The 26,016-nt window shown below is 36.9% G+C and carries 20 protein-coding genes and 1 pseudogene; 11 read left to right on the top strand and 10 right to left on the bottom strand.

What is annotated here, in order from left to right; translation table 11 throughout:
- Positions 1-15: 15 nt before the first annotated feature.
- The gene (locus PKC55_RS03710; protein ID WP_291129743.1) at positions 16-384 is read left to right on the top strand and encodes an NTF2 fold immunity protein; all 369 of its coding nucleotides are present in this window, start codon (positions 16-18) and stop codon (positions 382-384) included.
- Between the two features lie 107 nt (positions 385-491).
- On the opposite strand, the gene PKC55_RS03705 is transcribed toward PKC55_RS03710, so the two are convergent.
- The gene (locus PKC55_RS03705; RefSeq protein WP_291129739.1) at positions 492-1,439 is read right to left on the bottom strand and encodes a hypothetical protein; all 948 of its coding nucleotides are present in this window, start codon (positions 1,437-1,439) and stop codon (positions 492-494) included.
- A 182-nt stretch (positions 1,440-1,621) separates the two neighbouring features.
- On the opposite strand from PKC55_RS03705, the gene PKC55_RS03700 reads away from it, so the two are divergent.
- The 3 genes from PKC55_RS03700 (at position 1,622) to PKC55_RS03690 (ending at position 7,972) form a co-directional block, all read left to right on the top strand.
- Positions 1,622-4,165: a S9 family peptidase gene (locus PKC55_RS03700; protein ID WP_291129734.1), complete on the top strand. Its 2,544-nt coding sequence runs from the start codon at positions 1,622-1,624 to the stop codon at positions 4,163-4,165.
- A 251-nt stretch (positions 4,166-4,416) separates the two neighbouring features.
- Positions 4,417-6,345, top strand: coding sequence for a phage tail-like protein (locus tag PKC55_RS03695; protein ID WP_324371918.1), 1,929 nt, complete (start codon positions 4,417-4,419; stop codon positions 6,343-6,345).
- A 163-nt stretch (positions 6,346-6,508) separates the two neighbouring features.
- On the top strand, positions 6,509-7,972 hold the full coding sequence (locus tag PKC55_RS03690) for an alpha-amylase (protein WP_291129724.1): 1,464 nt from the start codon (positions 6,509-6,511) through the stop codon (positions 7,970-7,972).
- A 40-nt stretch (positions 7,973-8,012) separates the two neighbouring features.
- Here PKC55_RS03690 and PKC55_RS03685 read toward each other — a convergent pair whose 3' ends face one another.
- The 7 genes from PKC55_RS03685 to PKC55_RS03655 all read right to left on the bottom strand — a co-directional run bounded on the left by PKC55_RS03685 (position 8,013) and on the right by PKC55_RS03655 (position 14,359).
- Positions 8,013-9,179, bottom strand: coding sequence for an esterase (locus tag PKC55_RS03685; protein ID WP_283686432.1), 1,167 nt, complete (start codon positions 9,177-9,179; stop codon positions 8,013-8,015).
- A 2-nt stretch (positions 9,180-9,181) separates the two neighbouring features.
- On the bottom strand, positions 9,182-10,243 hold the full coding sequence (locus tag PKC55_RS03680; RefSeq protein WP_006842618.1) for an AI-2E family transporter: 1,062 nt from the start codon (positions 10,241-10,243) through the stop codon (positions 9,182-9,184).
- Positions 10,244-10,355: 112 nt separating this feature from the next.
- On the bottom strand, positions 10,356-11,057 hold the full coding sequence (locus PKC55_RS03675; protein ID WP_291129715.1) for a porin family protein: 702 nt from the start codon (positions 11,055-11,057) through the stop codon (positions 10,356-10,358).
- Between the two features lie 5 nt (positions 11,058-11,062).
- Positions 11,063-11,941, bottom strand: coding sequence for a TolB family protein (locus tag PKC55_RS03670; RefSeq protein ID WP_324371913.1), 879 nt, complete (start codon positions 11,939-11,941; stop codon positions 11,063-11,065).
- Positions 11,942-11,948: 7 nt separating this feature from the next.
- Positions 11,949-12,866, bottom strand: a complete 918-nt coding sequence (locus PKC55_RS03665; RefSeq protein WP_291030390.1) for a TolB family protein — start codon at positions 12,864-12,866, stop codon at positions 11,949-11,951.
- Positions 12,867-12,872: 6 nt separating this feature from the next.
- Positions 12,873-13,523: an outer membrane beta-barrel protein gene (locus tag PKC55_RS03660; protein ID WP_291129712.1), complete on the bottom strand. Its 651-nt coding sequence runs from the start codon at positions 13,521-13,523 to the stop codon at positions 12,873-12,875.
- Positions 13,524-13,636: 113 nt separating this feature from the next.
- Complete coding sequence (locus PKC55_RS03655; protein WP_324371910.1) at positions 13,637-14,359, bottom strand: MBL fold metallo-hydrolase; 723 nt, start codon at positions 14,357-14,359, stop codon at positions 13,637-13,639.
- Between the two features lie 295 nt (positions 14,360-14,654).
- Here PKC55_RS03655 and PKC55_RS03650 point away from each other — a divergent pair, with 295 nt between their 5' ends.
- The 3 genes and pseudogenes from PKC55_RS03650 to PKC55_RS03640 form a co-directional block, all read left to right on the top strand.
- A complete protein-coding gene (locus PKC55_RS03650; protein ID WP_291129704.1) occupies positions 14,655-15,845 on the top strand; it encodes a DUF418 domain-containing protein in 1,191 nt (396 codons plus the stop codon).
- A 286-nt stretch (positions 15,846-16,131) separates the two neighbouring features.
- A complete protein-coding gene (locus tag PKC55_RS03645; protein WP_135103987.1) occupies positions 16,132-17,550 on the top strand; it encodes a Gfo/Idh/MocA family oxidoreductase in 1,419 nt (472 codons plus the stop codon).
- Positions 17,551-17,652: 102 nt separating this feature from the next.
- A pseudogene (locus tag PKC55_RS03640) lies at positions 17,653-18,291 on the top strand (3-keto-alpha-glucoside-1,2-lyase-like domain-containing protein); the annotation flags it as partial.
- Between the two features lie 176 nt (positions 18,292-18,467).
- On the opposite strand, the gene PKC55_RS03635 reads toward PKC55_RS03640, so the two are convergent.
- The gene (locus tag PKC55_RS03635) at positions 18,468-19,919 is read right to left on the bottom strand and encodes an amino acid permease (protein WP_291129698.1); all 1,452 of its coding nucleotides are present in this window, start codon (positions 19,917-19,919) and stop codon (positions 18,468-18,470) included.
- A gap of 161 nt (positions 19,920-20,080) precedes the next feature.
- Positions 20,081-21,532, bottom strand: coding sequence for an amino acid permease (locus PKC55_RS03630; protein ID WP_135103990.1), 1,452 nt, complete (start codon positions 21,530-21,532; stop codon positions 20,081-20,083).
- Positions 21,533-21,755: 223 nt separating this feature from the next.
- Between PKC55_RS03630 and PKC55_RS03625 the strand changes: the two genes are divergently transcribed.
- From PKC55_RS03625 to PKC55_RS03610, 4 genes are all read left to right on the top strand, one after another.
- Positions 21,756-22,304: a hypothetical protein gene (locus PKC55_RS03625; RefSeq protein ID WP_291129691.1), complete on the top strand. Its 549-nt coding sequence runs from the start codon at positions 21,756-21,758 to the stop codon at positions 22,302-22,304.
- 4 nt (positions 22,305-22,308) lie between these two features.
- Positions 22,309-23,094 (top strand): pyrroline-5-carboxylate reductase, encoded by a 786-nt coding sequence (gene proC, locus PKC55_RS03620; protein ID WP_291129686.1) that lies wholly within the window; start codon positions 22,309-22,311, stop codon positions 23,092-23,094.
- 306 nt (positions 23,095-23,400) lie between these two features.
- Complete coding sequence (gene recJ / locus PKC55_RS03615; RefSeq protein WP_135103993.1) at positions 23,401-25,128, top strand: single-stranded-DNA-specific exonuclease RecJ; 1,728 nt, start codon at positions 23,401-23,403, stop codon at positions 25,126-25,128.
- An 18-nt stretch (positions 25,129-25,146) separates the two neighbouring features.
- Complete coding sequence (locus PKC55_RS03610; protein WP_291129682.1) at positions 25,147-25,944, top strand: MBL fold metallo-hydrolase; 798 nt, start codon at positions 25,147-25,149, stop codon at positions 25,942-25,944.
- Positions 25,945-26,016 lie beyond the last annotated feature (72 nt).

Here is a 26,016-nt window from a genome sequence, read left to right as displayed (position 1 = left end):
CTAATAGTATAAATTATGAGTAACCGATCGTCTGTGTTCGCCGTATGTCTAATCGGGCTTATTGTGTCCATTCCCCTATATCACTTCAAAAGTAGATCTCTTAGAAGTATTCCTTTTGAAGAAGCTTCTGTTAAGCCTAATCCGTTAACCATTGATACATCTGCCTATCCCACTATAGAAAGCGTTTTACAAAGAGCGGAATCTGAATTAAAGATTATGTATGGAGCAAAAATAGTCGATTCTGAAAAACCTTTATTGGTAAGTCTTGAAAATAATATATGGACTGTTGTCGGGTCATCAAAAGATGGAGGAAAAGGTGGCGTTTCAGAAATTAAGATAGATAAAATAACAGGAAAGATAGTCCACCTTTCTCATGGAAAGTAACTTTCTGTATATGGCTATTTTCCTTAGCCTTGCCCTAATTGGGTGATGAAAATAGAATGTCTTCTCTGTCCTCATTACTTGCAATCAGGGGACATTTGTATATTTTTTTAATTTTTCTTTTTCTCTTTTTGAATGTATGAGAATGAAGTTATATAATTCTCAAATGTTTTATTGTACTTTGTTGTTCCAGACATCACGATTTGAGAAACAAGGTTGTTTTCGTCAAAAGTATAATTGTATTTTATATCAGCATACTTTCTTTCCCCTTCCATTTGGATAATTTCTGCTTGGATAATATTGTTTTTATTTTTTGTACCCATATGCTCCGACAGAAACGGAAGACTTGCCATTAGCCAACATGTACTTGCCATATTGAATGTATTGCGTGGCATCTCATAGCAATAGTCCGATGGTGCTGCGTATTCCTTATCATCGTATGTATACACAAACCTGTATCCTTTAGATGTTGTGATCTCTGTTATATTTCCATCCTTAATAGTGTAGTTTTCAGTATAATTCAAAGATGAGGTAACACCAGTTTTGTCATAATGATCAAGCTGTTTGATATATCCCGCATCATCATAAATAAATGTGGTAGAGTCGTTGATAGTCACCTGTTTGGAGATCTTTCCGTTTGATGTTCTTTCTGTGTGTCTTACATGTAAAGCATATTCAGCTTGCTTTTTATCATTACGAAAGACTAACAAGCTATCATAATATATTGTAGACTCGCTTTGTTTTATTAATCTGGAATATGATACTTTTTTGTCGCTTATATAGTCTACTACTATTGCAGAATCTTTGATGTTAGAACTTTGTATCGTTTTCATCAAATCATTATCTGTATATGTAAATTCCTGACTATAACGAAAAGAAAACCCGGGATTATCTTCCGGATAAGTAACCGTTTTTAATAACCAATAGTATTCAGGTATTTCGGGCTCAGGTTCAGGATCTTCTTGCGGAGGATGATATAATCTTATTGATTCATCCGAGCAGGATAAGCATGTGATAATAAGTATTATACTAGATATTACATAAGAGGAGAATTTCATTTTCTTAGTTTTGTTTAGGCTTTACTATTAGACACACAAAGATAATAAATATAATATTAAAAAGTAATCTAATTTGTTAAAGGTATGATATGAAATATTTCAAAAATCAGATTTATGAAGAGACACAAACTCATTCTATAATTTGTACATTTGTAGTATATAAAAACACTAAAAATAAAGATATGAAGTTCAGGTCAGTTATTCTATTGCTCAATTTGATTGTCGCAGTCACTTTGTTTGGGCAGAAAAAAGAGAGCTTATTACAGGCATATACCACCCCTCCGGTAACAATCGTAAACCCACTAAAGATTGATAGTGTAAACCTGAAAGGAGAAAAGTTTTCTGAATCAGATTTGCTAAAAATGTCGATTTCAATACCAGAGCAGTCTGCTTTTGTAAGGCCACTGAAAGCCGATAGTGATGGTTTTTTATATCCTGAAAAACCGCAGGATGGAGCCTTCTCTTTGCAATTGATATCATTTTATATTACTTCAGATAGATATGCGAAGGGAACATTGAGGGTGACTAGTCCTAATATGTTGGAGATATACATTGATGGAAAGCTGGCTGCTTCAAAAATAACAAAAGAAAAAACTTTTCGGTCTGACAAAAAAGATATAACGGCTTCGATAAATCCTTATCCTCTACAAAATCGCGTCGTAATAAAACTTTTGGCTTCGGCTAAAGATGAAGTACCCCCTACTTTGAAAATTGAAATAGAAAACGAAAAAACTGATTCTGTCTCTAATTTTACAATGTCAAATACTGTAAACCGAAATGTAAACTTCTCAGACATGCTTCTGGGGAAACGAGTGACAAATGTAAGTTTATCAGCAGGAGGACAATATGCCTTACTATCTTATAGAGAAACATTTGGAGAAAAAAGTGTTACAACCACTGAGTTATATAACCTGAAGACTCGTAGTAGTCTCTTGATTGATACCGACGGTCGTAAAAGCCAGCTCGCCTGGATGCCCAAGAGCGAGAAAATGTTTTATGTTTCTAAAGATGACTCAGGCTCAGAGCTAAGGGCAATAGATCCTGCAACATTGCAGGAAGCTGTTCTCGCAAAGAACATACCGGATGAAAGCATCATGTTTTCGCCTGATGAGAAAACTCTATTCTATAGCAAGCTTGAAAAAGAAGCTGAAAATAAAAATGATCTGAGGCTTTTAAGGTCACCGGAAGATCGTCAATCCGGTTATGGAAACAGGTCTTTTATATATAAATATGATTTAGCTACAGGGTTAAGTCAACAATTGACATTTGGCTCTCATTCTACAGCACTGAATGATATAAGTGCAGATTCGAAACAATTATTGATTTCAATATCAGAAGAGACTATTACCAGTAGGCCCTTCAGTACAAATTCTATGTATAAACTGGACTTATCAACTATGACCGTTGATACTCTTTGGACAAAAGAAGATTTTGCATATAGTGCATCATTTTCTCCCGATGGGAAGAAAATCCTTGTTGCCGGAGCCGGTGAAGCATTTGATGGTATAGGATTGAATATTGATGAAGGGCAGGTTGCGAATAGTTATAATACTTTGGCTTTCATAATGGATTTAGAAACGAAAAAGATAGATCCGATAACTAAAGATTTTAATCCCAGTATTGATACCTATTTTTGGAATAAAAAAGATAACCTTATATACTTTCGCACAACAGACAAAGATTGTGTGAATATGTATACTTATAACCTTTCGACTAAAGCATTTTCTAAACTCCCTTTAGACGAAGAAGTTATTCGTACATTTAGTACTGCTGGGAATGCCTTTTTAGGTATTTACGCCGGTGTTAGCGTATCTAACTCTACCAGAGCTTATATCTATGATCTTAAGACCCAGAAGTCGATTCGGATAGCTGACCCTTATGAAGAAAGATTATCTCAAATGACATTAGGTAAGGTTGAGGGTTGGAATTTTACAAATTCAGCCGGAACAGAGATTACCGGAATGTTCTACTTACCGCCGAATTTTGATCCTACGAAAAAATATCCAATGATTGTTTATTATTATGGTGGCACCATGCCTACATCCCGTACATTCGAAGGACCATATCCCGGTCATGTGTTTGCTTCGCAGGGATATGTTGTTTATGTTGTGCAGCCAAGTGGAGCTACCGGCTTTGGACAGAAGTTTTCGGCTCTTCATGTTAATGCTTGGGGAAAGCGTACTGCTGAAGATATAATAGAAGGAACGAAGCAGTTTGTGAAAGAACATCCGTATGTGAATGATAAGAAGATTGGTTGTATCGGAGCTTCGTATGGCGGCTTTATGACGATGTATCTTCAAACCCAGACTGATATGTTTGCTGCTGCTGTTTCCCATGCCGGAATCAGCTCTATCAGTAGTTATTGGGGTGAAGGATATTGGGGTTATACATATAGTTCGGGGGCTAGTGCCAATAGTTATCCTTGGAATAATCCGGACTTATATGTTAAACAGAGCCCTTTGTTTAGTGCAGATAAAATAAAAACACCTCTTTTGTTGACACACGGAACTGTTGACACGAATGTTCCTATTGGAGAAAGCATTCAAATGTACACGGCTCTCAAAATACTCGGAAAACCGGTTGAATTTATTCAGGTGAAAGATGAAAACCATGGAGTCGTAAATTATAAAAGACGTGTGGAATGGAATAATTCTATAATGGCTTGGTTTAGTAAATGGCTAAAGGAGGATACTGCTTGGTGGAATAGTTTATATCCTGAAAAATAAAAATTCTCAGACAATTTTAATAAATAGATAATGATTTATAAGAAAAGGATGAACTGTTCATCCTTTTCTTATAAATACATTTGTAAAAGTCTACTAAATGTCTTAATTTCGCATCCGATACAAAACAACATAATATAGAGAAGACAAATATATAGCACAGTAATTAACTTATCCTATTAGAAATATAATCTATTTATTTCAACTTTTTGTTCGAAAAGTTGTAGTTGCTACTGTACTAATTTAATTAACTTATGAAAACAAAACTATCAATTTTGTTATTCTTTCTGTTGTATATTACAGGAGGGATGACGGAGATTTATTCTCAGGTAACTATAGGAGCAGGTGAACCTGCTGAAAAGTATGCAACTTTGCAAATTAGAGATAAGACATCTCAAAGCTTAAATGATTTGGGTGGGGTAACGTCCGAGAAGGGTGGCTTGTTGTTGCCTCGAGTCGAATTGAAAAAAAAGGATCAACTACTTCCTTTTGCTACACAAGATGAAGTGGATTTGAATAACCAAGCTTATAAAGATGCTAAGATTGCGCATATCGGGCTTATTGTTTATAATTTGACAGAAGATGCAAGTCAAGATCTGTGCCGAGGCCTTAATCAATGGGATGGTAATCAGTGGAATTGTTTCCAATATAAAATGGGAAATGCCATTGCAGTTTTAGGTAACTGTGATTCTTTACTCTTTCTAGGTCAATATCAGAATGGAGTATCCCTAAAAAGTGAAAACTATATGAATATTCCTCTACATGTGACTAAGCCGGGTGGGTATACGATTTCTGCAAAATCAGATAAAGATAATGGCTATTATTTTACAACCAGCGGAATCTTTTTGACAACCGGATATTATTATGTCTCAGTTCCCGGTGCAGGTACTCCAAACAAGCATACGACAGGTACTTCAGGGGATTTAATGAAAGTAAATATTAATGGTAAAGAAATAACCGGATGCGAAAAATATATAGATGTTATTGATTCTTCAAAAAAAGCTTCATTCTTAATGAACTGCTTAGATATTAAAGTGGGGGGAGTGTATAAGGTTAATTATTCTCTAGTAGCTAGTCAACATTACATAGATATACCATTAAGGGTTGATAGCGAGGCTCTTGGTTCAACTTATGTCATCAGAACGAATGAAGTTGATGGAATTTCGTTTAGTGGAGAAGGGTTATTGACATCTGTTAATCAGACAGTCAGGTTGATAGGCACAGGGATACCGACCAATACAAAAAAAAAGTTGATGACTATTACTTCCAATAGTACGAAGTCGGCGGCAATATGTGAAACTACTATTGCAACATCGATCCCTAAAAAGAGAATATTAGCTTTAGGGCAAGGGATCAACAACGTCGCTAATTACCAATCAGGAGGGAACGTTTTAATGAATAATCCTCGGGCATTTGGAACCCTTACCAGCAGTATTGTAGCTTCAGAAGGATTTGAAATTACATCTATTTCAGATTCAATTCCCCCGGCTGCAACTTTAAAGGCACTATTAGATGCTAAACCGGATATTGTTATTATTGGCAGGGTAACTCATATTCGCGCAGAACAAGCAGGATATCTCTCTGATTATATAAACAAAAAAGGAGTAGTGTTACTCTTTAGCGATGGTGATGGTGGTGAGGATGCAGGATCTGTTGGCAATATAATGAGAGCTGTATTTGGTAAAACGACTATTTACCAAAGGAGGATGCATAATGGTGGAGTTATTTATAAATTTGGAATGGTAAATGATGAAATATTAAATGGTCCATTTGGTGATGTGAGAACACGATACTGGGGTAAGGATTTGTCTCCAACTTGTGCATTAGAGGGAATCCCTTCCGATAAAATAGACGTGTATAGTTATGGTTTTACTCCAACTAGAGTGTTGACTGTAAATGAAACTGAGTATGTAACAGCATTTAAGCACAAAAAACTAAATTATATATATGTAGGAGATGGTGGCTTCTTTTCTTATGCTGCAGGAATACCTGTCAGTACTGATAAAATGCCATTCAGACTTGAAGTAGGTACATTGCTTCCTATTGAAAGATTTAGATTTGGTATAAATGAATTCGATTCTAGGATGAGTATGAGGTATTCTGTTTGTAATTCAATTTTCTTTGCAAATGCACTGGCGTGGGCAATAAAACAAGCTGAATTAAACGGTATTAATACACCATAATAAAGATATAAGATATAGGATGAAATAGCAGCAAGTAAATTTACTTGCTGCTATTTTTATTGAAAAATATGTTCTATTTTAATCATTAGAATGGGGGGATGTCCTAAGCTTTTGAAAAATAATCTACTTTTGTAGAATAAAGAAATCAAAGCTATCGTAGATTATGAAAAACGGAGTGATGATGCAATACTTCGAATGGAACTTACCAAATGACGGTAAACTGTGGAAGCAACTTTGTGCAGATGCCGGGCATCTACATGAAATTGGTATTACTGCTGTTTGGATACCTCCTGCCTACAAAGCTGATGAACAACAAGATGAGGGGTATGCGACGTATGATCTCTTTGATTTGGGAGAGTTCTATCAAAATAATACGGTAAGGACAAAATACGGAACGAAGGAAGAGTTGAAGTCTATGATTGCCGAGCTGCATAAATATAATATTTCTGTATACCTTGATGCTGTGATGAATCATAAGGCGGAGGGAGATTATACTGAAAAGTTTACAGTTAGAGAAGTAGACCCTGAAGAAAGAAATCGTGACATTTCTGATGATTTTGAGATACAAGCTTGGACTGGGTATGATTTTTTGGGACGCGCAGATAAATATTCTAGTTTCAAGTGGCATTGGTATCACTTTTCGGGTGTCGGGTTCGATGATATAAAAAGGAGAAGCGGTATTTTTCGAATTATAGGTGAAAATAAGAATTGGAGTAGGGGGGTAGATTTAGAACATGGTAATTATGATTTCTTGATGTACAACGATCTGGATTTGAATCATCCCGCGGTCATTACCGAACTCAATCGTTGGGGAGTCTGGGTAGCTAACGAACTGAATCTTGATGGGATGCGTTTGGATGCCATTAAACATATGGATGATAAGTTTATCAAACAGTTTATCCAGTGGGTTAGAATGAACAGAGGCGAAGATTTCTATGCGGTAGGCGAATATTGGAGTGGTAATGTAGATACTTTAAATAACTATTTGGAAGCAGTGGATAAGAGCATCGATCTTTTCGATGTGCCTTTACACTATAGTTTCTACGATGCTTCCAGAAAGAAAAAAGAGTATGATATGAGAAATCTATTGAAAGACTCTTTGTCGGTTATGCATCCTGAGTTAGGTGTGACTTTTGTTGATAATCACGATTCGCAGAAAGGAAGTTCGTTAGAGTCTGAGGTTGAAGATTGGTTCAAGCCATCGGCATACGCCTTGATATTATTAATGAAAGACGGATATCCATGTATTTTTTATGGAGACTATTATGGTGTGAATGGTAAAATATCCAATCATCGAAAAACGATAGATACACTACTAAAAACGAGACATAAATATGCATACGGTCATCAGGTTGATTATTTCGATCATGCAGCTATTGTTGGTTTTGTGAGACTCGGTGATACAGATCATTTAGATTCAGGTCTGGCTTTACTCATATCCAATGGTGAAGATGGGAGTAAAATGATGAATGTTGGCACTCACCGAAGTGGCGAAGTTTGGTGTGATTTAACCCGGAATGTAGAATATGATATACTTATAGATAAGTATGGTTATGGAGAATTTGCAGTTAAAGAGGATCGTTTTTCCGTGTGGGTAAAAAAGTCGAACGGCTGCAAAAAATATTAATATCTCATCTTTTACAGCCGTCACTTATATTATATTTTAATTACTTAAATAGTAATGGCAAAAATTCTGATAAGTATACACGCCAGTTGCTCCAAGTGTGTCCACCCTCAGATTCTACATAAGTGTATTTAGCACCCATATTATCAAGTTTGGCTCTGAATGCTTCTACATCTTTATATAAAAAGTCTGTCTTTCCTATTCCTATCCAATAAAGTTTATAGCCATTATTTATTTGTCCTGATAGTGTTCCATCAATATCTTCATAAACTTTTGAATTCTTATTTGGCGGATTTATCGCAGGAGAAAACAAACCAATGTAGTCGAATGTATTCGGATAATATCTTGAGATATGCAGCGAATGATATCCTCCCATTGATAAACCGGCTATAGCACGTTCCGAACGGTCTGTGTAGACGCGATAATTGCTTTCTATGAATTTTATTATATCAGGAAATGTTTCTTCCATCTTTCCATCCATGGTTTGAGGTAACTGGAATACAGGTTTGTAAAACCCTAAACTCGATTCTCCGGGAGCAGCCTCTTGAGATACATTCCCGTTCGACATCACGATAAGCATTGGTTTAGCTTTGCCTTGAGCAATAAGATTATCTACGATCTGTGAAGTTCGCCCCAGAGCCATCCATGCTTCTTCATCTCCACCCATTCCATGTAGTAAATATAAAACAGGGTATTTATCTTTACCTGTTTCATATCCCGGAGGAGTATAGATTGTAATACGGCGTGTTTTATTATTTCCGGGAGAGTCGTACCAACGACGAGTAACCGAACCATGAGGTACGTTTTGCACTTTATATAGATCTCCGTTGCCGTTACCTACTATAAATATATTAGATACAGTAGCTACATCTCTGTTGAGATATACATTATTAGGGTCTTTTGTTTCTACTCCGTTTATAAAGAATGAATAGCTATAAAGATCAGAAGGTAAAGCTTCTGTCGTGTAAGACCAAAGTCCTTTTGCGTCTTTAGTAAGGCTTACCATTCCCGGCTTCCAATTATCTCGAGGAATCCAGTCTCCTGTGATTTCTACCGTGTTTGCATTCGGAGCATATAGACGGAATGTAACAGTATTATTACTGTGCACTTCCGGAGACGTAATGTCCGAACCCTCACCCAATGCCTGTTGTGCATGGATATATACCATTGATATGATTAAAGTAATGGTAAATAAAAAAGTTCTTTTCATGTTTATAAATTTAGGTTTTCATCATCTTTATAGTCGTCAATAGTCATTGCAGTGTCTTTTTCATCTAAATACTCTCTCTTGAATATATCAATGCAAAGGATAAATACGGAAAGCAGTAAAGGACCGAATATTACACCCCAAAAACCAAATAATGTAAGACCGATTATAACTCCGAATACAGTTATTAACGGATGCGTATCGGCCATTTTCTTTTGCAATATAAAACGGATCAGATTGTCGGAGTTGGATATTACGATCAGAGCATATATAGCTAAGCCAATGGCATTAAACCAATCGCCGGTTAGTGCTAAATAGACAGCCAACGGGAACCATATCAGCGATGTACCGATTAATGGTATAATTGTGGCAAAACATGTAAGGAATCCGAAAAGAATAGGGCTGGGCGCATCAAATATAATGTATCCGATTGTGGCAACAACACCTTGTATTATAGCTAATAGAGGTATTCCGATAGCATTTGATGTTACCATCATTTTTACAGAATGTATAACGCTCTTTTTATTATCATCATCGAACGGAAGGAGTGAGAAAAGATATTTCTCCATTCGTTCACCACCGATTAGCATAAAATAAAGCACAAAGACAAGTACCAGAGAATTGATGATAAAACTGCTGACACTATCTAGTAATATCTGACCTATTTTAGGTAAATAAGATGCTGCACTTATCAAATTTTCTGAACTGAGTACATTATACCCTGTCTTTTGTTGAATTAACTCATTGAAATGTTGTATTCCTGATATGTAAGACGACGGGTCAAGATTTATATTGTTCAGTTCTCCTACTAATAACCATACTGCCACAGAAATGGGGATAAGAAAACATAATATGGCCTCGATAACAATAAGAATAGCAGACAAAGCCCGTCCCAAATTCTTTTTCTGCGTAAGATATCTCATTTGCCCTCTTACCATAACATAGATGGTAGATGCTCCCAGTACCCCACTCATAAATGGTGCAAGTTCTCGGAACAGGACAACGGCTATGAAAAGAATAAGTATTATAAGGGAATACTTCCAGTACTGAGCTTTAATGTTTTCCATCTGTTCTGGTGTAATTATTAATCTACAAATCTATAAAATAATTATACAGCATTGAATCTTATAAATCAAAAAATATTTTTAACCAAATCCTAGTCTTGTATTATTTCTGAATTCAAAATATCCGATAACCTAAAGTTAAAAACAAAGCACTGTTATATGATGAAGCACTCCCTCTAGAGTAATTAATCAAACCATGTTCGTAACCAAAGTTCAGTAATATACGTTTATATTCTATTCCTGCAGATCCGGCTAAGCCCATGTCGAAGCGTTTCAGTGTTTCGCTTGAAAAAGTGTCATATTCAAACTCTGAATATTCGGTATAAGTACCATTCGATAATTCACGATCCCCCGGTAGAGCCATTTTTAGAGCTTCTTTTGCTTTATATTTTCCACCAATACCGTAGGCAAGATATGGTCCAAAAGTAAAATTGAGGCGTACCACCCTTGATATATTAAGTCTGTAGCCCGCTTTAATGGGTAAGATAAGATATGAAGCTCTCACCTTTTCTTCTGCCATATAAAAATCAGGAGAATAGCCATCTCCGTTAATGTCTCCGACTGCCATTGAATTCGAATTTGCTCCTTTCATAGCAAAATCCAATCCTGTTTGCAAAAATAAATTATTAGGGAGATTCATTTCCAGGCCTACCCCTCCTCGAAATCCATATTTGGAATCGGTGGAACTACCCTTTACCCGCATATCGGAAAGACTTCCTCCTGCATTGATAGTAAAAGACAATGGAGTGCTTTGAGCTGCAATATAATTCCCTGTAGAAAGTAGTATTGCAAGTAATAAAAGTTTAATAGATTTCATATTAGTTATTTAGAGTTAAGTTCTGTCTTGTATCTTACATAAGCAAACTGTTTACTGTCTGGCGACCAAGAATTGACATTGAATGTTCCTTGACCTCCAAAAAGTTTTATTAATGTCTTAGGTTTGCCTCCTGTAGCCGGTATTATGCGAATCTCTATATTTTTGTAGCGTAGATGCTCGTGAGGTTCAAGATCACCTTTTTTGTATGCTATATAAACTACATGTTTGCCATCGGGTGAGATATGAGGAAACCATGAGTTGCTATCTTCATCAAAAGTCATTTGAGTCTGTTCCGAACCGTCTGTTTTCATTCTCCATAGTTGCATCAATCCGGTACGGACTGAGTTGAACCAGATGTATTTACCATCAGGTGTGTATTCCGGCCCGTCATTCAATCCTTCCGAGAAAGTAAGACGAGTTTCATTCGTTCCATCTATATTTATAGTATATACATCCATTTCTCCTTCTCGGTTTGCGCAATACGTCAGTGATTTTCCATCAGGACTCCACCCGTGCAGATAACTCGGAGCTGATGGTGTCACTTGTCTGGGAGTACCACCTTCGGCGGGCAGTATAAAAACAGTAGGTCTCCCTTGAGGCAATGAACGATGGCTTACTGCAAGCGACTTGCCATCGGGAGAAACGAGATGGTCATTATTACATTGGTTTGCAAAGCCGGTATCTATTAATTGCGGTTCGCCTCCCGATGCAGATAGTTTATATATTAATCCCTCACTGTTATATATGAGCCATTTTCCATCAGACGTCCAGTCGGGAGCTTCTATGAGATAAGGAAATTCTTTTATTAATATACTTTTGTTTGTAGAGATGTCGAATATTTCGAGTATACTGGTAACTTTCTCCGGTTCGGGATTATAATTCATTTTATTATTAATTGTTTAGACGATAACTTACAAAGACGATATATTTACTATCGGGTGACCATGAATTAACATTTATAGTACCCTGCCCTCCAAATAGTTTTGCCAATGTTTTAGATTCTCCTCCATTAGTCGGCATGATTCGTAATTCTACATTCTTATTAGGCAAGTGTTCATCGGGCTTTAGATCATCTTTGTAATATGTAATAAATACAACAAGCTCACCATTGGGTGATATATGTGGAAACCAAGAGTTACGTGTTTCGTCAAATGTCATTTGAGTTTGCTCCGTTCCGTCAGCTTTCATTCGCCATATCTGCATTAGGCCTGTGCGCACTGAATTGAACCAAATATAATTTCCATCGGGCGAGTATTCCGGACCATCATCCAAACCGTCCGAATGTGTGAGTCGTTTTTCTACACCACCTTTAGCCGGAATAGAATAAACATCATAATTGCCTTTTCTTTCGGCACAATAAGTTAGGTATATTCCATCAGGACTCCAGCCATGTAGGTAACTTGGTGCTAATGGGGTTATGAGTTGAGGATCTCCACCGCCAATGGGTAATGTATAGATGCGTGACAGCCCATCTTCTTTTGTGCCGTGGCTGATTGCTATTTGTTTTCCGTCGAAAGACAATACATGGTCGTTGTTGCAATTGGTTGCAAAACCTGTGTGTATTTCTTGTGGCTCATCAGGAGTGGCAGGGGAGAGCTTCCAAAGTTTACCTCCGCTATTATGAATAAGCCATTGTCCGTCATAAGTCCAGTTTGGCGCTTCTATCAGATAAGGGAATTCTTTTACTGTGGTTCGCTCACCTGTCTCGATATTCAGTATTTCAAGAATACTGGTTATTTTATTCTGTTGTGCTTGTATAGATAACAAACAAAACGACAGAAAAATCAGCAGGGAGGCATTTCGTAGCATGGCTTGTCATTGTTTTATAATGTAATTAAATCCTATTCCTATTTGTATAGGTGTAGAGTTTTTGAATTTAATAGCTTCCGGTTTAACTTTTGAGAAATCGAAAGTATTATAGCCTAACCAACAGTTAATAGCCCATCTTTCTGTTACAGGAAATTGATAGCCAGCCCTAATCTCGTACTGAAGTCTGTATTTGTGAGCAGATCCCTCCATGTTGGTTATCTTGTCCAGATTGAGATTCATTCGGGTATACGATAATCTATTCTCAAGATACAGATACTGAGCTCGATCTCTCTTGTCGTCATAACCTATCGGGAAATATAATTTGGGGGCAATATAGGGTGCCCAATATGTGCCTCTGTATATGTCTTTGAAATCTCCGTTGGTTTCACCTATCCCTCCTTGTCCTATATTAGGATTTGTGTAACCTACCTTTTGATTGAATCCACCAAAACGAAATCCGGCTTCTACTCCGAAGAAAAAGATAAAATCATACTCGTATCCTATGCTACCACCAACAGCTGTGGGGTTGTTCTTCTCACTGTTGAAATAATGCATTCCCCAAGACATATCTATCCCGGCATTAAGCTTATGACCCTCTTGTGCAGAAGCAAATAAGAATGTCAGTGATAACGATAATAGAGATATTATATTTTTCATAATGTAATGGATTTACCTATTGTATCCAAATGTTTTGTACAGTAGCATTGTTATGTACAAATCTAATGAAAATAGAATAAATTACGCCATAAATTGAATATATTTTGTTGATGTCAAAATTCGAAGCTTTCCCCTGTGTGCTGCCACTTTATAAACTTACAACCTTTGCTTTCTGCATATTCAGCAAATGCGTTTGCCTTATCATAAGCTTCTCCAAAGTGCATTGGTGCAAAAAGGTTTGTTTGTATAGCATCTAAAAATTGTTCAGCACCTTTCATATAATCTTTCCCCAACCTGGGATCTACAGGAAACATGGCTAAGTCGAGATGTTTAACTTTGTCGATTACTAAATTCAGTTCTTTCTGATAAAAGTCCTCCGCTTCATCTATCTCTTCTTTAGTAGACTCTTCATTCCAATGCCAGTTATTCAAATCACCTGCATGAAAGATGATTTTTCCTTCTACATTTATCAAAAAAGAAATACCTAAGTCGGTAGAGCCAAAGGCTTCAATAGAGAGTGTTTCGTCACTGTATGTATCCGATTTGTCAAGGTATATAGCATCCCTCTCTTTCGCTTTCCTGTATTTTAAGATGTCTTTCGAAAAAATATAAATAACATTCGGGTGTTCCCATTTCCATTTTAGTATTTCTTTGTTGAAATGGTCGTGGTGTGAATGAGTACAGAGGACATATAGCTTTTCCTTTTTTTTCAGAAGCTCTTTGTAAACGATGCCTTCGCCGGATATATCAGACGAGTCTTTGTAATAATCTATAATGATCGTAAAATCATCACCTTCTATTGCATAACCGCTATGAAAAATATAAGTCAGTTTCATTTTTTTATTGATAATTCTTTTTTCTTACTGAGTTGTCTATTATTAAACTCTAAACTCTAATCATTTGTTTTGGCAATACAATCTTCTCTGCATATTAGAAAGGTTATGAAGCACAACATCTAAAAGTTATCGATTTTAATAATGAGTATAAATTAGCAAATAATACTATGCTATAACAAATGTAGGGAAATAAAGATTGGAATTAAATATATCGTGCCTGTTAGGTTACATAAAAGGTTTATGTTAGATTTGCATCTCAAAATAGAAGAGTATCTCAACATTTAAATCTTAAAAAATGCCCGTATCGACTACTCTAATCAGTAATAATCGTATTGAGATCGCAGATGTATTGCGCGGTTTCGCTGTAATGGGAATTACCCTTATTCACTTTATTGAACGTTTTAGTCTCTATAGTTTTCCGGAGGAAACATCAAATTTTATGATGTTTACCGATAGAATAATTTGGGATAGTATATTTTTTACTTTTTCCGGTAAGGCTTATTGTATTTTTGCATTACTTTTTGGCTTCAGTTTTTTTATTCAAGACAATTCACAAAAAGAAAAAAGAAAAGATTTTCGTGGACGGTTTGCTTGGCGATTAGTATTACTGTTTTTTATAGCGTGTATCAATTCTGCTTTATTTCCGGGTGAAATATTAGTACTCTATGCTTTACTCGGTTATGTGCTGATAGCAGTTTGTCGTTTTTCTACTCGTACGGTAATGGCTATAGCTATTGTTCTTCTTCTGCAACCTTTTGAATGGGGACAAATAATATATGCTCTCTTCAATCCCGAATATACCGGGATTAATACTCAGTTAGACGCTCCATATTGGGAGATAGTCAATGTAGCTCAGAAAGAAGGCTCTTTCTTCGAAATGTGCAAAACAGCTATATGGACAGGTAATATTGCCAATATGGGGTGGATGTTATTACATGGGAGGGTTACACAAACTGCAGGATTATTTATGATCGGTATGTTAATAGGACGTGGAAGAATATTTCCTTATTCCGAGAAAAATATAAAATTATGGATTAAAGTATTTATTATAGCAGTCATAGCATTTTTTCCAATTTATGGCTTGATTGCTACTCTTCCTGAATTTGTGAGTCGGGATGCACTGCTTGTTCCTTCTATCCTTATACTTAAATCTCTTTCGAATCTTGCTTTTACGGGAATATTGTTTGCCGGAATAATACTTGTTTATTATTTGACAAAGTTTAAAAATATTCTTCACCAATTAGCACCTTATGGACGCATGAGTTTGACAAACTATCTGTCGCAGTCTTTGATAGGTAGCTTCCTGTTTTACAATTGGGGATTAGGTCTTTATAAATACACAGGTATTACTGTATGTTTCTTGATGGGTATTGGAATATTCCTTATTCAGTTTTTCTTTTGTCATTGGTGGCTTCGTTCTCATCGTCATGGGCCATTGGAATGGCTGTGGAAAAAAGCAACCTGGATTAAAATAGTAAAAGAATAGCTTCTTTAAGATCATTATTAATCAATGTTTAGATAACCCTTATTGTTAACTTTAATAAAATAGTAGGGCGATATGTAGTTTGTGGCTGAATAATGAATTTATGTTATAAAACATAAAAAATAAGGTTGTAAGCCTGTTTTTTTATATGCTTGAATATTAGTTTTTTACAAATATTTAGCAGCTGTGTGTTCGCACACACGTTTTGATTTTAATAAATATATGCCTTATTTTGTATAGCTCATATTTATATAACACTTGGTGACTATTAAAACTAAATATATAATACATGGTAACACGCAGAAATTTCTTAAAAACCGCTGCAATGACCTCTGCCGGTATCGCTGTAGGTACGATGAACCCATTGAATGCGGCAAGTTATAGCAGAGTAGCGGGAGCAAATCGCAAGGTGAATATTGCTTATATAGGTATAGGTAATAGAGGCGAACAGATAATCGATGACTTTGAAAAAACGGGCTTGGTGAATGTCGTTGCTCTATGTGATGTAGATATGGGCGCGAAGCATACCCAAAAAGTGATGGGCAAATATCCTAAAGCAAAGCAGTTTAAAGACTTTAGGGTGATGTTCGACAAAATAGCAAACGAGTTTGAAGCTGTTGCTATCGCTACACCGGATCATTCACATTTTCCGATCACAATGTTGGCTATGGCTAACGGTAAGCATGTGTATGTCGAGAAACCAATGGCTCGTACTTTCTATGAGGCTGAATTGATGATGAAAGCCGCCCGTAAGTATCCGAATGTGGTTACTCAGGTCGGAAATCAAGGGCACTCTGAAGCTAATTACTTTCAATTCAAAGCTTGGCAGGAAGCAGGTATAATAAAGGACGTAACTTCTGTAGTCGCTCATATGAATAATCCCCGCAGATGGCATACATGGGATACCAATATTTATAAGCTGCCTGAGGCGCAGCCTATTCCGTCCACACTAGACTGGATGACTTGGAATTGTGCTGTTCCGTATCATGACTATAACGAAAAATATCATTATGGAGAATGGCGTTGCTGGTACGATTTTGGTATGGGAGCTTTAGGTGACTGGGGCGCTCATATTTTAGATACTGTACATGAATTTCTGGATTTAGGACTACCTTACGAAATCAATCCGGTGAAATTGACCGGACACAATGATTATTTCTTCCCTACATCTTCGACTATTCAGTTTAAATTTGGTCCAAGAGGTGAGATGCCGGCTTGTGATATAACATGGTACGATGGTGTGGATAACCTTCCTCCAATCCCTGAAGGATATGGAGAGTCGGCTCTTGATCCTAATATTCCGGCATCCGGAGCAGGTGAAATAAAGAAAACGTCTCTAAATCCGGGAAAGATTATTTATAGTAAAGATTTGATTTTCAAAGGAGCTTCACATGGTACTACACTTTCTATCATACCAGAAAGCAAGGCTAGGGATATGGCTTCTAAATTGCCGGAAGTACCGAAGAGCCCTTCAAATCATTTCGCAAACTTCTTACTAGCATGTACAGGAGTAGAAAAGACTCGTTCTCCGTTTGAAATTCATGGACCATTAAGTCAGGTTTTCTCTTTAGGAGTAATGGCTCAACGCTTGAATACGAAATTTTATTTCGACAGTAGAACAAAACAAATAACAAATAATGCGTTTGCCAACGCAATGCTGACCGGAATTCCTCCGCGCAAAGATTGGGAACAATATTATAAAATATAAAATCAGATATCATACATGAAGAAATATATATTAGCGGTTGCTATAAGTTTATTTACGATGTCTCTGTTTGCTCAAGATAATGTATTGACCGAACAGGAAACAAGAGATGGATGGAAATTATTGTGGGATGGTAAAACAACAGAAGGATGGAAAGGAGCTCGAATTAGTACTTTCCCATCTAAGGGTTGGGTAATAGATAATGGTATTTTGAAAGTACTGAAAAGCGGTGGCGGCGAATCAACGAATGGCGGAGATATCGTAACTACCCGTAAGTATAAGAATTTTATACTAAAAGTAGATTTTAAAATTACAGAAGGAGCAAACAGTGGAATAAAATATTTTGTAAACCCTGATTTAAATAAAGGTGAGGGTTCCGCAATTGGCTGTGAGTTCCAGATACTTGATGACGAGAAGCATCCGGATGCAAAATTGGGTGTAAAAGGAAATAGAACATTAGGTTCGTTGTATGATCTGATTCCTGCATCGGCAGATAAACCTTTTATCAAGAATGGTTTTAACACCGCTACTGTTGTAGTTATTGATAATAAAGTTCAACATTGGTTGAATGGCGTTAAAATTGTAGAGTATGAGCGTAACAATCAGATGTGGAATGCATTGGTTGCTTACAGTAAATACGCAAACTGGCCTAACTTTGGAAATGCAGCGGAAGGCAATATTTTACTACAGGATCATGGAGATGAAGTGTGGTTTAAAAATGTAAAAATTAAGGAACTGAAGTAACAAACCTACTAATTATAAAGATTAAAGAGGTTGTGCCGAAAATATTTTTTATCATCTGTCTAGTTTGAATGAAGTGAAACATCTCGTATCTCAATAGCCGAGATTCTCCATTACACTAAAAAAGACAAGACGGATAATGATAAAAGTATTTTACTTTTGGTACAACCTCTTTTATGTTATCTCTTGTTTAGTTTACTATGCTTAATTCCGTAGGTGAAGTAAATAACGAAACCTATAACCATCCATACTATCAACCTGAGCCAAGTATCCAAAGGCAAGGCAAGCATCTGTGACAGACATATTAGAACGCCTAATATAGGAACAAGAGGAACAAGAGGAGTTTTGAATGGACGCTCTACATCCGGACGCGTTTTGCGTAGAATTATTATTGATATACATACCAGCGTGAAAGCCATTAAAGTTCCGATAGACACAAGCTCTCCGAGTACATTTATCGGTAGAAGCCCTGCTATAAGACCAACAGCAATACAGGTTACAATCGTTGAATTGTGAGGTGTGCTATACTTAGGATGTACTTTCGAAAAGAATTTAGGAAGTAACCCATCTCTGGATATAGTATAGAATATACGTGATTGGGCAAGCATCATAACCAAGACAACAGAGCTTAGTCCTGCTATGGCACCTATTTTGATTGGCATACGCAGCCATACAAGACCTTCTCCCGCATTGTCTATAGCTAGAGCGATGGGAGCAGGGACGCTCAATTCTTTGTAATTTACTATTCCCGTTAACACAACCGTAACGGCAATGTATAAGATAGTACATATAAGTAACGATAGCAGTATTCCTTTGGGCATATCTTTTTGTGGATTCTTGGCTTCTTGCGCAGTTGTTGATACAGCATCAAATCCAATGTAAGCAAAGAAGATAACTCCTGCACCACGAAATATTCCGCTCCAACCATAATGACCAAACTCTCCTGTATTTTGAGGAATGTAAGGTGTCCAGTTGGCAGTGTCTATAAATGATAGCCCGAAACCTATAAATAAGAGTATAACAACAACTTTAACGACAACTACGATATTGTTTAACGTAGCAGACTGACTTATTCCCCGAATCAACAGTACAGACATAACTGCCACAACAAACATAGCCGGGAAGTTTATAATGCTACCGGTTGTGACCCAACCTCCGGCGGAGGTGTGATCGAATGGTGCTAGGCGCATATTCATTGGTATATGTAATCCGAAATCGTCGAGAAAACTCACAAAATAGCCAGACCACCCAACAGCTACAGTTCCGGCCGTGAACAGATACTCGAGTATTAGATCCCAGCCTATAAACCAGGCAAAGAATTCTCCTAATGTAGAATAGCTGTAAGAATAAGCACTTCCTGCTACGGGAATCATGGATGCAAACTCCGCGTAACAAAGGCCGGCCATTGCGCATCCTAATGCAGAAATGATGAAAGAAATTGTCAGCGCAGGACCAGCATAATTTGCAGCGGCAGTTCCTGTAAGAACGAATATTCCGGTACCTATGATCGCTCCTATGCCTAAGGCGATTAAATGCCTGACCGATAAGGTCCTTTTCAACCCGCCTTTTTCTTGGAGGGAATCTTTGAGAATGGATGAAATATCCTTCTTGCGGAGTAGTTGTTCTTTCATTAAGTTGTTATATTTTATGCGTGTTGACAAAAATAACAACTTTTTGAAATATTTTGTATTGGTTGTGTATCAAAATGATCGTAAATATCGAAATTAAATTTCTTAAAGGTGCAAATTGATGCTAAGAGGATTGTACGAACTTACTCCTTCTGCACAATGCCTTACTTATTATTCAGTTTACTATGCTTAATGCCATAAGTGAAATATATAATGAATCCAAGAATAGTCCAGCCAATCATTCTTTCCCATGTGCTCCAAGGTAGAGATACCATTTGTACGATACATATAGCAGCACCTAAGAGTGGAACAAATGGAACAAGTGGTGTTTTGAATGGACGCTTTAGGTCTGGCTGAGTTTTACGTAGTATAACAATTGATATACAAACTATAGTGAATGCCATTAACGTACCGATTGATACCAATTCGCTGAGTACATGCAATGGAAATAGACCCGCTATTAACCCTGTTACAATACTGGCGAATATAGTTGCATTATGAGGAACACCATGTTTAGGACTTACTTTAGAGAAGATACTTGGTAATAAACCATCTTTTGAAATAGCATAATATATTCGCGATTGTCCTAACATCATAACTAAGATTACGGAACTAAGTCCGGCAATAGCTCCAAGCTTGATAAAGGGACTTAGCCATGCTAAACCTTCACCTGCACGGTCGATCGCTAATGCGATGGGTGCATCTACGTTGAGGTCTTTGTAATTTACTATTCCTGTCAATACTGTTGTTACACCAATATAAAGAACAGCACAGATAAGTAATGATATGAGGATACCTTTTGGCATATCTTTTTGAGGATTACGGGCCTCTCCCGCAGCAGTAGACAGGGCATCGAAACCTAAATATGCATAAAAAACAACAGCAGCCCCACGAAGGATTCCTGTCCATCCGAAGTTTCCATACCCTCCTGTATTTTCAGGGATATATGGCACCCAGTTGCTTGTGTCGATATATGATAAACCAAAACCTATGAATAATAGAATAACACCGACTTTTATAACTACAATCACATTGTTGACAAGAGCTGATTGCTTTATGCCTCCTATAAGAAATGCGGAAACTATGGCTACGATAAATACAGCAGGAAAATTGATGATTTTTCCTGTCCACACCCAGCTTCCGTCTTTCAGGTGATCGAAAGTGGCTCCTGCTATTTGCTCGGGAAAATGTATTCCCCATTCATTTAATAAGCTGAGCATGTAACCAGACCATCCCACAGCAACGCTGGAGCATGCAAAAAGATATTCAAGAACTAAAATCCAACCTACAAACCAAGCTAATACTTCGCCCATTGTAGTATAGCTGTATGAATACACTCCTCCTGATACCGGTATCATTGCGGCAAACTCAGCATAGCATAAACCAGCCATAACACATCCCAGTGCTGATATAACAAAAGAAATAGTTAAAGCCGGGCCCGCATACATTGAAGCTGCCTGACCGGTAATAACAAAAATACCTGTGCCTACAATGGCTCCAATTCCTAAGGTTATAAGGTTGGTTGCAGTCAGACTTCTTCTAAGCCCTTCTTTGTTTTCTGAAGGCTCTGCAAGTATAACCGAAATGTCTTTTTTCTTGAATAATCTATCGAGCATAATTTAGAATTTGTGCAAAAGTAAGGAAAATGAAATAATTATCTTGTTATTGGAGGTGTTTTAGATAAAAAAGAAATATTTTTTGATAATTTTACGTTTTACTGATATCAATCAGGCATTAAAATACAGAATGCAAAAAATAGTAAATGGTGATAAAGAAATAATATAACGAGTAAAGCATTAACTGTTTTTTATTACCACAAAAGAAGCTTAACAGGTAAGAATGGCTATATTAGATGACTTTTTAGACCGTATAGAATTATTGAACGATGATTTTATGTGGTACAATTATAAAAACAGTCCGGCAACAATAGAGCAAATTGAAGATTATGAAAGATCGTATGGAATAAGTTTTAACGAAGAAGTGAGGACGTTTTTACTCTCATTAGGTGCTGTAATACTCGAAGTAGAAGAGAAAATTTGGCCTAGACCTCAAGAATATGATGTAGTTCCGGCATGGGAATTTGGGTATGGAATGTTTATTTATGGATTATCCTCAGATAAAGATATGCTATCATGGCTTACTTATGATGAAAAATACAAGGAGACGGCAAGTTCTGGCAATGGGGATTATGGACAGATGTTTTATAAACGAAGTGGAAATCTTTATAGGGCATATATAAACAGTGAAGGAATAATAACTGTTTTAGAAAATGGAATAAAAGAGGAAGGGATTATATTTGATGGTAATTTCTATGATTTCCTCATGAATGAGATAGATAAATTGGAAGAAGATTATAAAGACTATATAAAGAAACACTATAATAAATAAGTATATGAAAATATCGATTATAGGCGGAGGAAACATGGGTGGAGCTATTGCTCGAGGATTGTCTACCGGCTTACTTTTTAAAGCTCACGATATAACGGTCATTACGAAGACTTCGGTTTCGGCAACTCGGATGAAAGATTCGGTTGCAGGCTTAAATGTAGTCGCCAGTGAGTACGATTCATTAGATACAGCCGATATTGTAATTGTTGCAGTTAAACCATGGCTTATAGAGGAAGTATTGTTACAAAACAAAGATAGATTGAAAAATCCAGCTCAGATATTGGTGTCTGTTGCTTCCGGTATTTCATTAGAGCAGTTAGCGAGTTGGTCGGTAGTCGGGAAAAGCATCTTTCGGGTGATGCCAAACACAGCGATTGCCGAAAAACAAAGTATGACTTTTGTCTCTACTCTGAATGCTCAAAAAGAAGATATAACACAGATTGTGGAAATATTTAATGAATTAGGAAAAACAGAATTAATCGATGAAAAGCTACTACCTGCAGCAACGTCCTTGGCGTCGTGCGGTATAGCCTACGCGTTTCGTTATATTAGAGCGGCGATGGAAGGTGGCGTAGAAATGGGTTTGTATCCAAATCAGGCTAAAGAAATAGTGATGCAGACTTTGTTGGGTGCAGTGAGGCTGCTTGAGGCAAATAGCTCCCATCCCGAAGCCGAGATTGATAAGGTAACCACTGCCGGAGGTATAACAATAAAGGGACTTAATGAAATGGAGCATGCAGGGTTTACATCATCGGTTATCAAAGGATTGAAAGCAAGTAATGTAAAGTAATATTTACTCTGAATGATATAGAGTCTTACTCAAAATAGTAAGACTTTTTTTATACATATAAATCACTCGATAGCCTGATTGTATTTGTGTTTTACGCATAGATTATTCTATCATAATAAAAAATAAAAAGTAAAATCGGCGATACTGATTTCACTTATATATATTATCTTTACGAATTCGTACTAGGCTACTTTTCGATATAAATAGCCGTACTAAGAGATTGGCAAAAGGGCATATTGTTGTCATATTTAACAAAAAAATGCTAGCCTATCTCTCTTGAGACAGAAGAAAGAAAAACTATATATAATGATTTACAAATGGAATTACGAAGCCCTAACAACCCAGCAAAAAGAGCAGAGAGATGAGCTTGCTAAGAAATTAGGCATAAGCCCTGTTCTTTGCCAACTCTTGATCCAGAGAGGGATATCTTCTGCCGAAGAGGCCCGTAAGTTCTTTCATCCTAGTTTGAGAGACTTGCATGACCCCTTCTTGTTGCCTGATATGGATAAGGCTATAAAGAGAATAGAAAAGGCACTGGGACAAAAACAACGTATACTTATATACGGAGATTACGATGTAGACGGAACAACTGCGGTTGCTCTTGTGTACAAGTTTCTTCGGAAGTTTACCACCAATCTGGATTATTATATTCCCGACCGTTACGATGAAGGTTATGGGATATCCGAACAAGGTATAGACTATGCAGAGGAAACAGGCGTTAAGTTGATCATTGCGCTCGATTGCGGTATAAAGGCAAATGAGAAGATAGACTATGCTAAAAGCAAGGGGATCGATTTTATCATTGGTGATCACCACATGCCCGATGATGTCTTGCCCGATGCGGTAGCGGTAATAGATGCCAAACGCTTAGACTCTACCTATCCTTACGAACATCTTTCGGGATGCGGAGTCGGCTTTAAGCTTGTGCAGGCATTGGCTCAGAGTAATAAAATCGATTTTTCTGAAATTACAGATTTGCTTGATCTGGTAGCTGTAAGTGTGGCATCCGATATTGTACCTATCACAGGAGAAAATAGGGTACTTACCTATTTTGGGTTGAAACAGATAAACTCCAATCCGAGTTTAGGACTTAAAGGTATAATTGATATTTGCGGCTTAACATATAAGAACATTACAGTCAATGATATAATTTTCAAAATCGGACCACGTATCAATGCTTCGGGTCGCATGATGAAAGGGAAAGAGGCTGTAGATTTGCTTTTGTCCAGCACAATAGAAGATGCTCGTGAGAAAAGTATGAATATAGACCATTATAATGATGATCGCCGCGAGCTCGATAAACGAATTACAGAAGAAGCAATACAGTTTATCGATGAAAATGTAGATATGAAAGAGAAGAAAAGTATCGTTATCTATAATGAAACATGGCATAAGGGTGTTATCGGGATTGTCGCTTCACGTTTGACTGAAAAATATTTACGGCCAGCAGTCGTTCTTACCCAGTCTCAGGGATTAATTACCGGTTCTGCCCGTTCTGTAATGGGTTTTGACGTTTACAAGGCGATTGAAGCGTGCAAAGATATCTTGGAAAACTTTGGAGGACATACCTATGCTGCCGGATTATCATTGAAAGAAGAAAATTTAAAGGAATTCAAAAGCCGTTTCGAAGCTCTTTCTCTCGAAATGATTGCTCCCGAGATGATGCGTCCTCAGATACGTGTCGATGCTGAACTCTCGTTTAAGGAAATAAATCAGAAGTTTACTGAAGATTTAGCTGCATTTGCTCCTTTTGGTCCTGAAAACCTGAATCCTATATTTGTTACGTGCAATGTAATGGATTATGGTACAAGCAAATTAGTGGGAAAAGATAATGTTCATCTCAAGCTTGAAATGATAGACGATACAATGTCGACACCGGTTAATGGAATTGCTTTCAGGCAACAGGATAGTTCAGATAAGGTTAAAAGCGGTAAGCCTTTTGATATATGTTATACATTGGAAGAAAATACGCATAACGGCAAGACTAATATCCAGCTTTATGTGAAAGATATTGATACCGGACAATTTTGCTAACTTCAAAATTATAAGCTTATGAGGAAATCATTATTATCAATATTCGTATTAACTACAGTTTTATTCGTTTCTTGTGGTAATAAATCTACAGCAAATTCATCTGTAGTGTCAACCGATTCATTAAGTATGAATACTCAACCTGAATATATTAAAGCGGATGTGTATGAAACCAGTGCTGGGTCATTGAAAGTGACTCTGGTTGGTCATGCCTCACTTATGTTCGAGTTTGGAGGGAAAATAATACATGTAGATCCGTACTCAAAAGTCGCAGACTATTCGAAGTTGCCTAAGGCCGATCTGATACTGCTCACTCACGAGCACGGAGATCATCTCGATAGTGCTGCTATTGCTGCCGTGAAAAAGGCAGATACACATTTTATTGTATCTAAAGTATGTAATGAAATCCTTAAATACGGTGATGTAATCAACAATGGTGATCATGTTCACTGGGCTAATCTGCATATAGATGCTGTGCCTGCATATAACATCGTCAATAAAAAGCCCGATGGAGAAGCCTATCATCCAAAAGGTAGAGGAAACGGATACATTATAGCATTCGGAGATAAAAGAGTATATGTAGCTGGGGATACCGAAAATATTCCTGAAATGGATAAGTTGAAAGGTACGATAGATATCGCTTTCTTACCCAAAAATCTTCCTTATACAATGAATGACGACATGTTTGTTGATGCTGCTAAAAAAGTACAGCCGAAAGTTCTTTACCCTTATCACATGTCAGAATTTGATCAGGAAAAAATAGGAAAATCCTTGGATGGTACTAATATAAAATTAGAGATTCGTCCAATGAAAAACTAATATAGGAATAAACTGAATTTAATGTGCCAATATGCCAATATTATAATCAAATTGGGATGTTGGCATATTTAT

It is taken from the genome of Dysgonomonas sp. (assembly GCF_035323175.1).
Taxonomy (GTDB): Bacteria; Bacteroidota; Bacteroidia; order Bacteroidales; family Dysgonomonadaceae; genus Dysgonomonas.
Note: the sequence above shows the minus strand (reverse complement) of the source record. Positions and strands in the feature narration are given on the sequence as shown.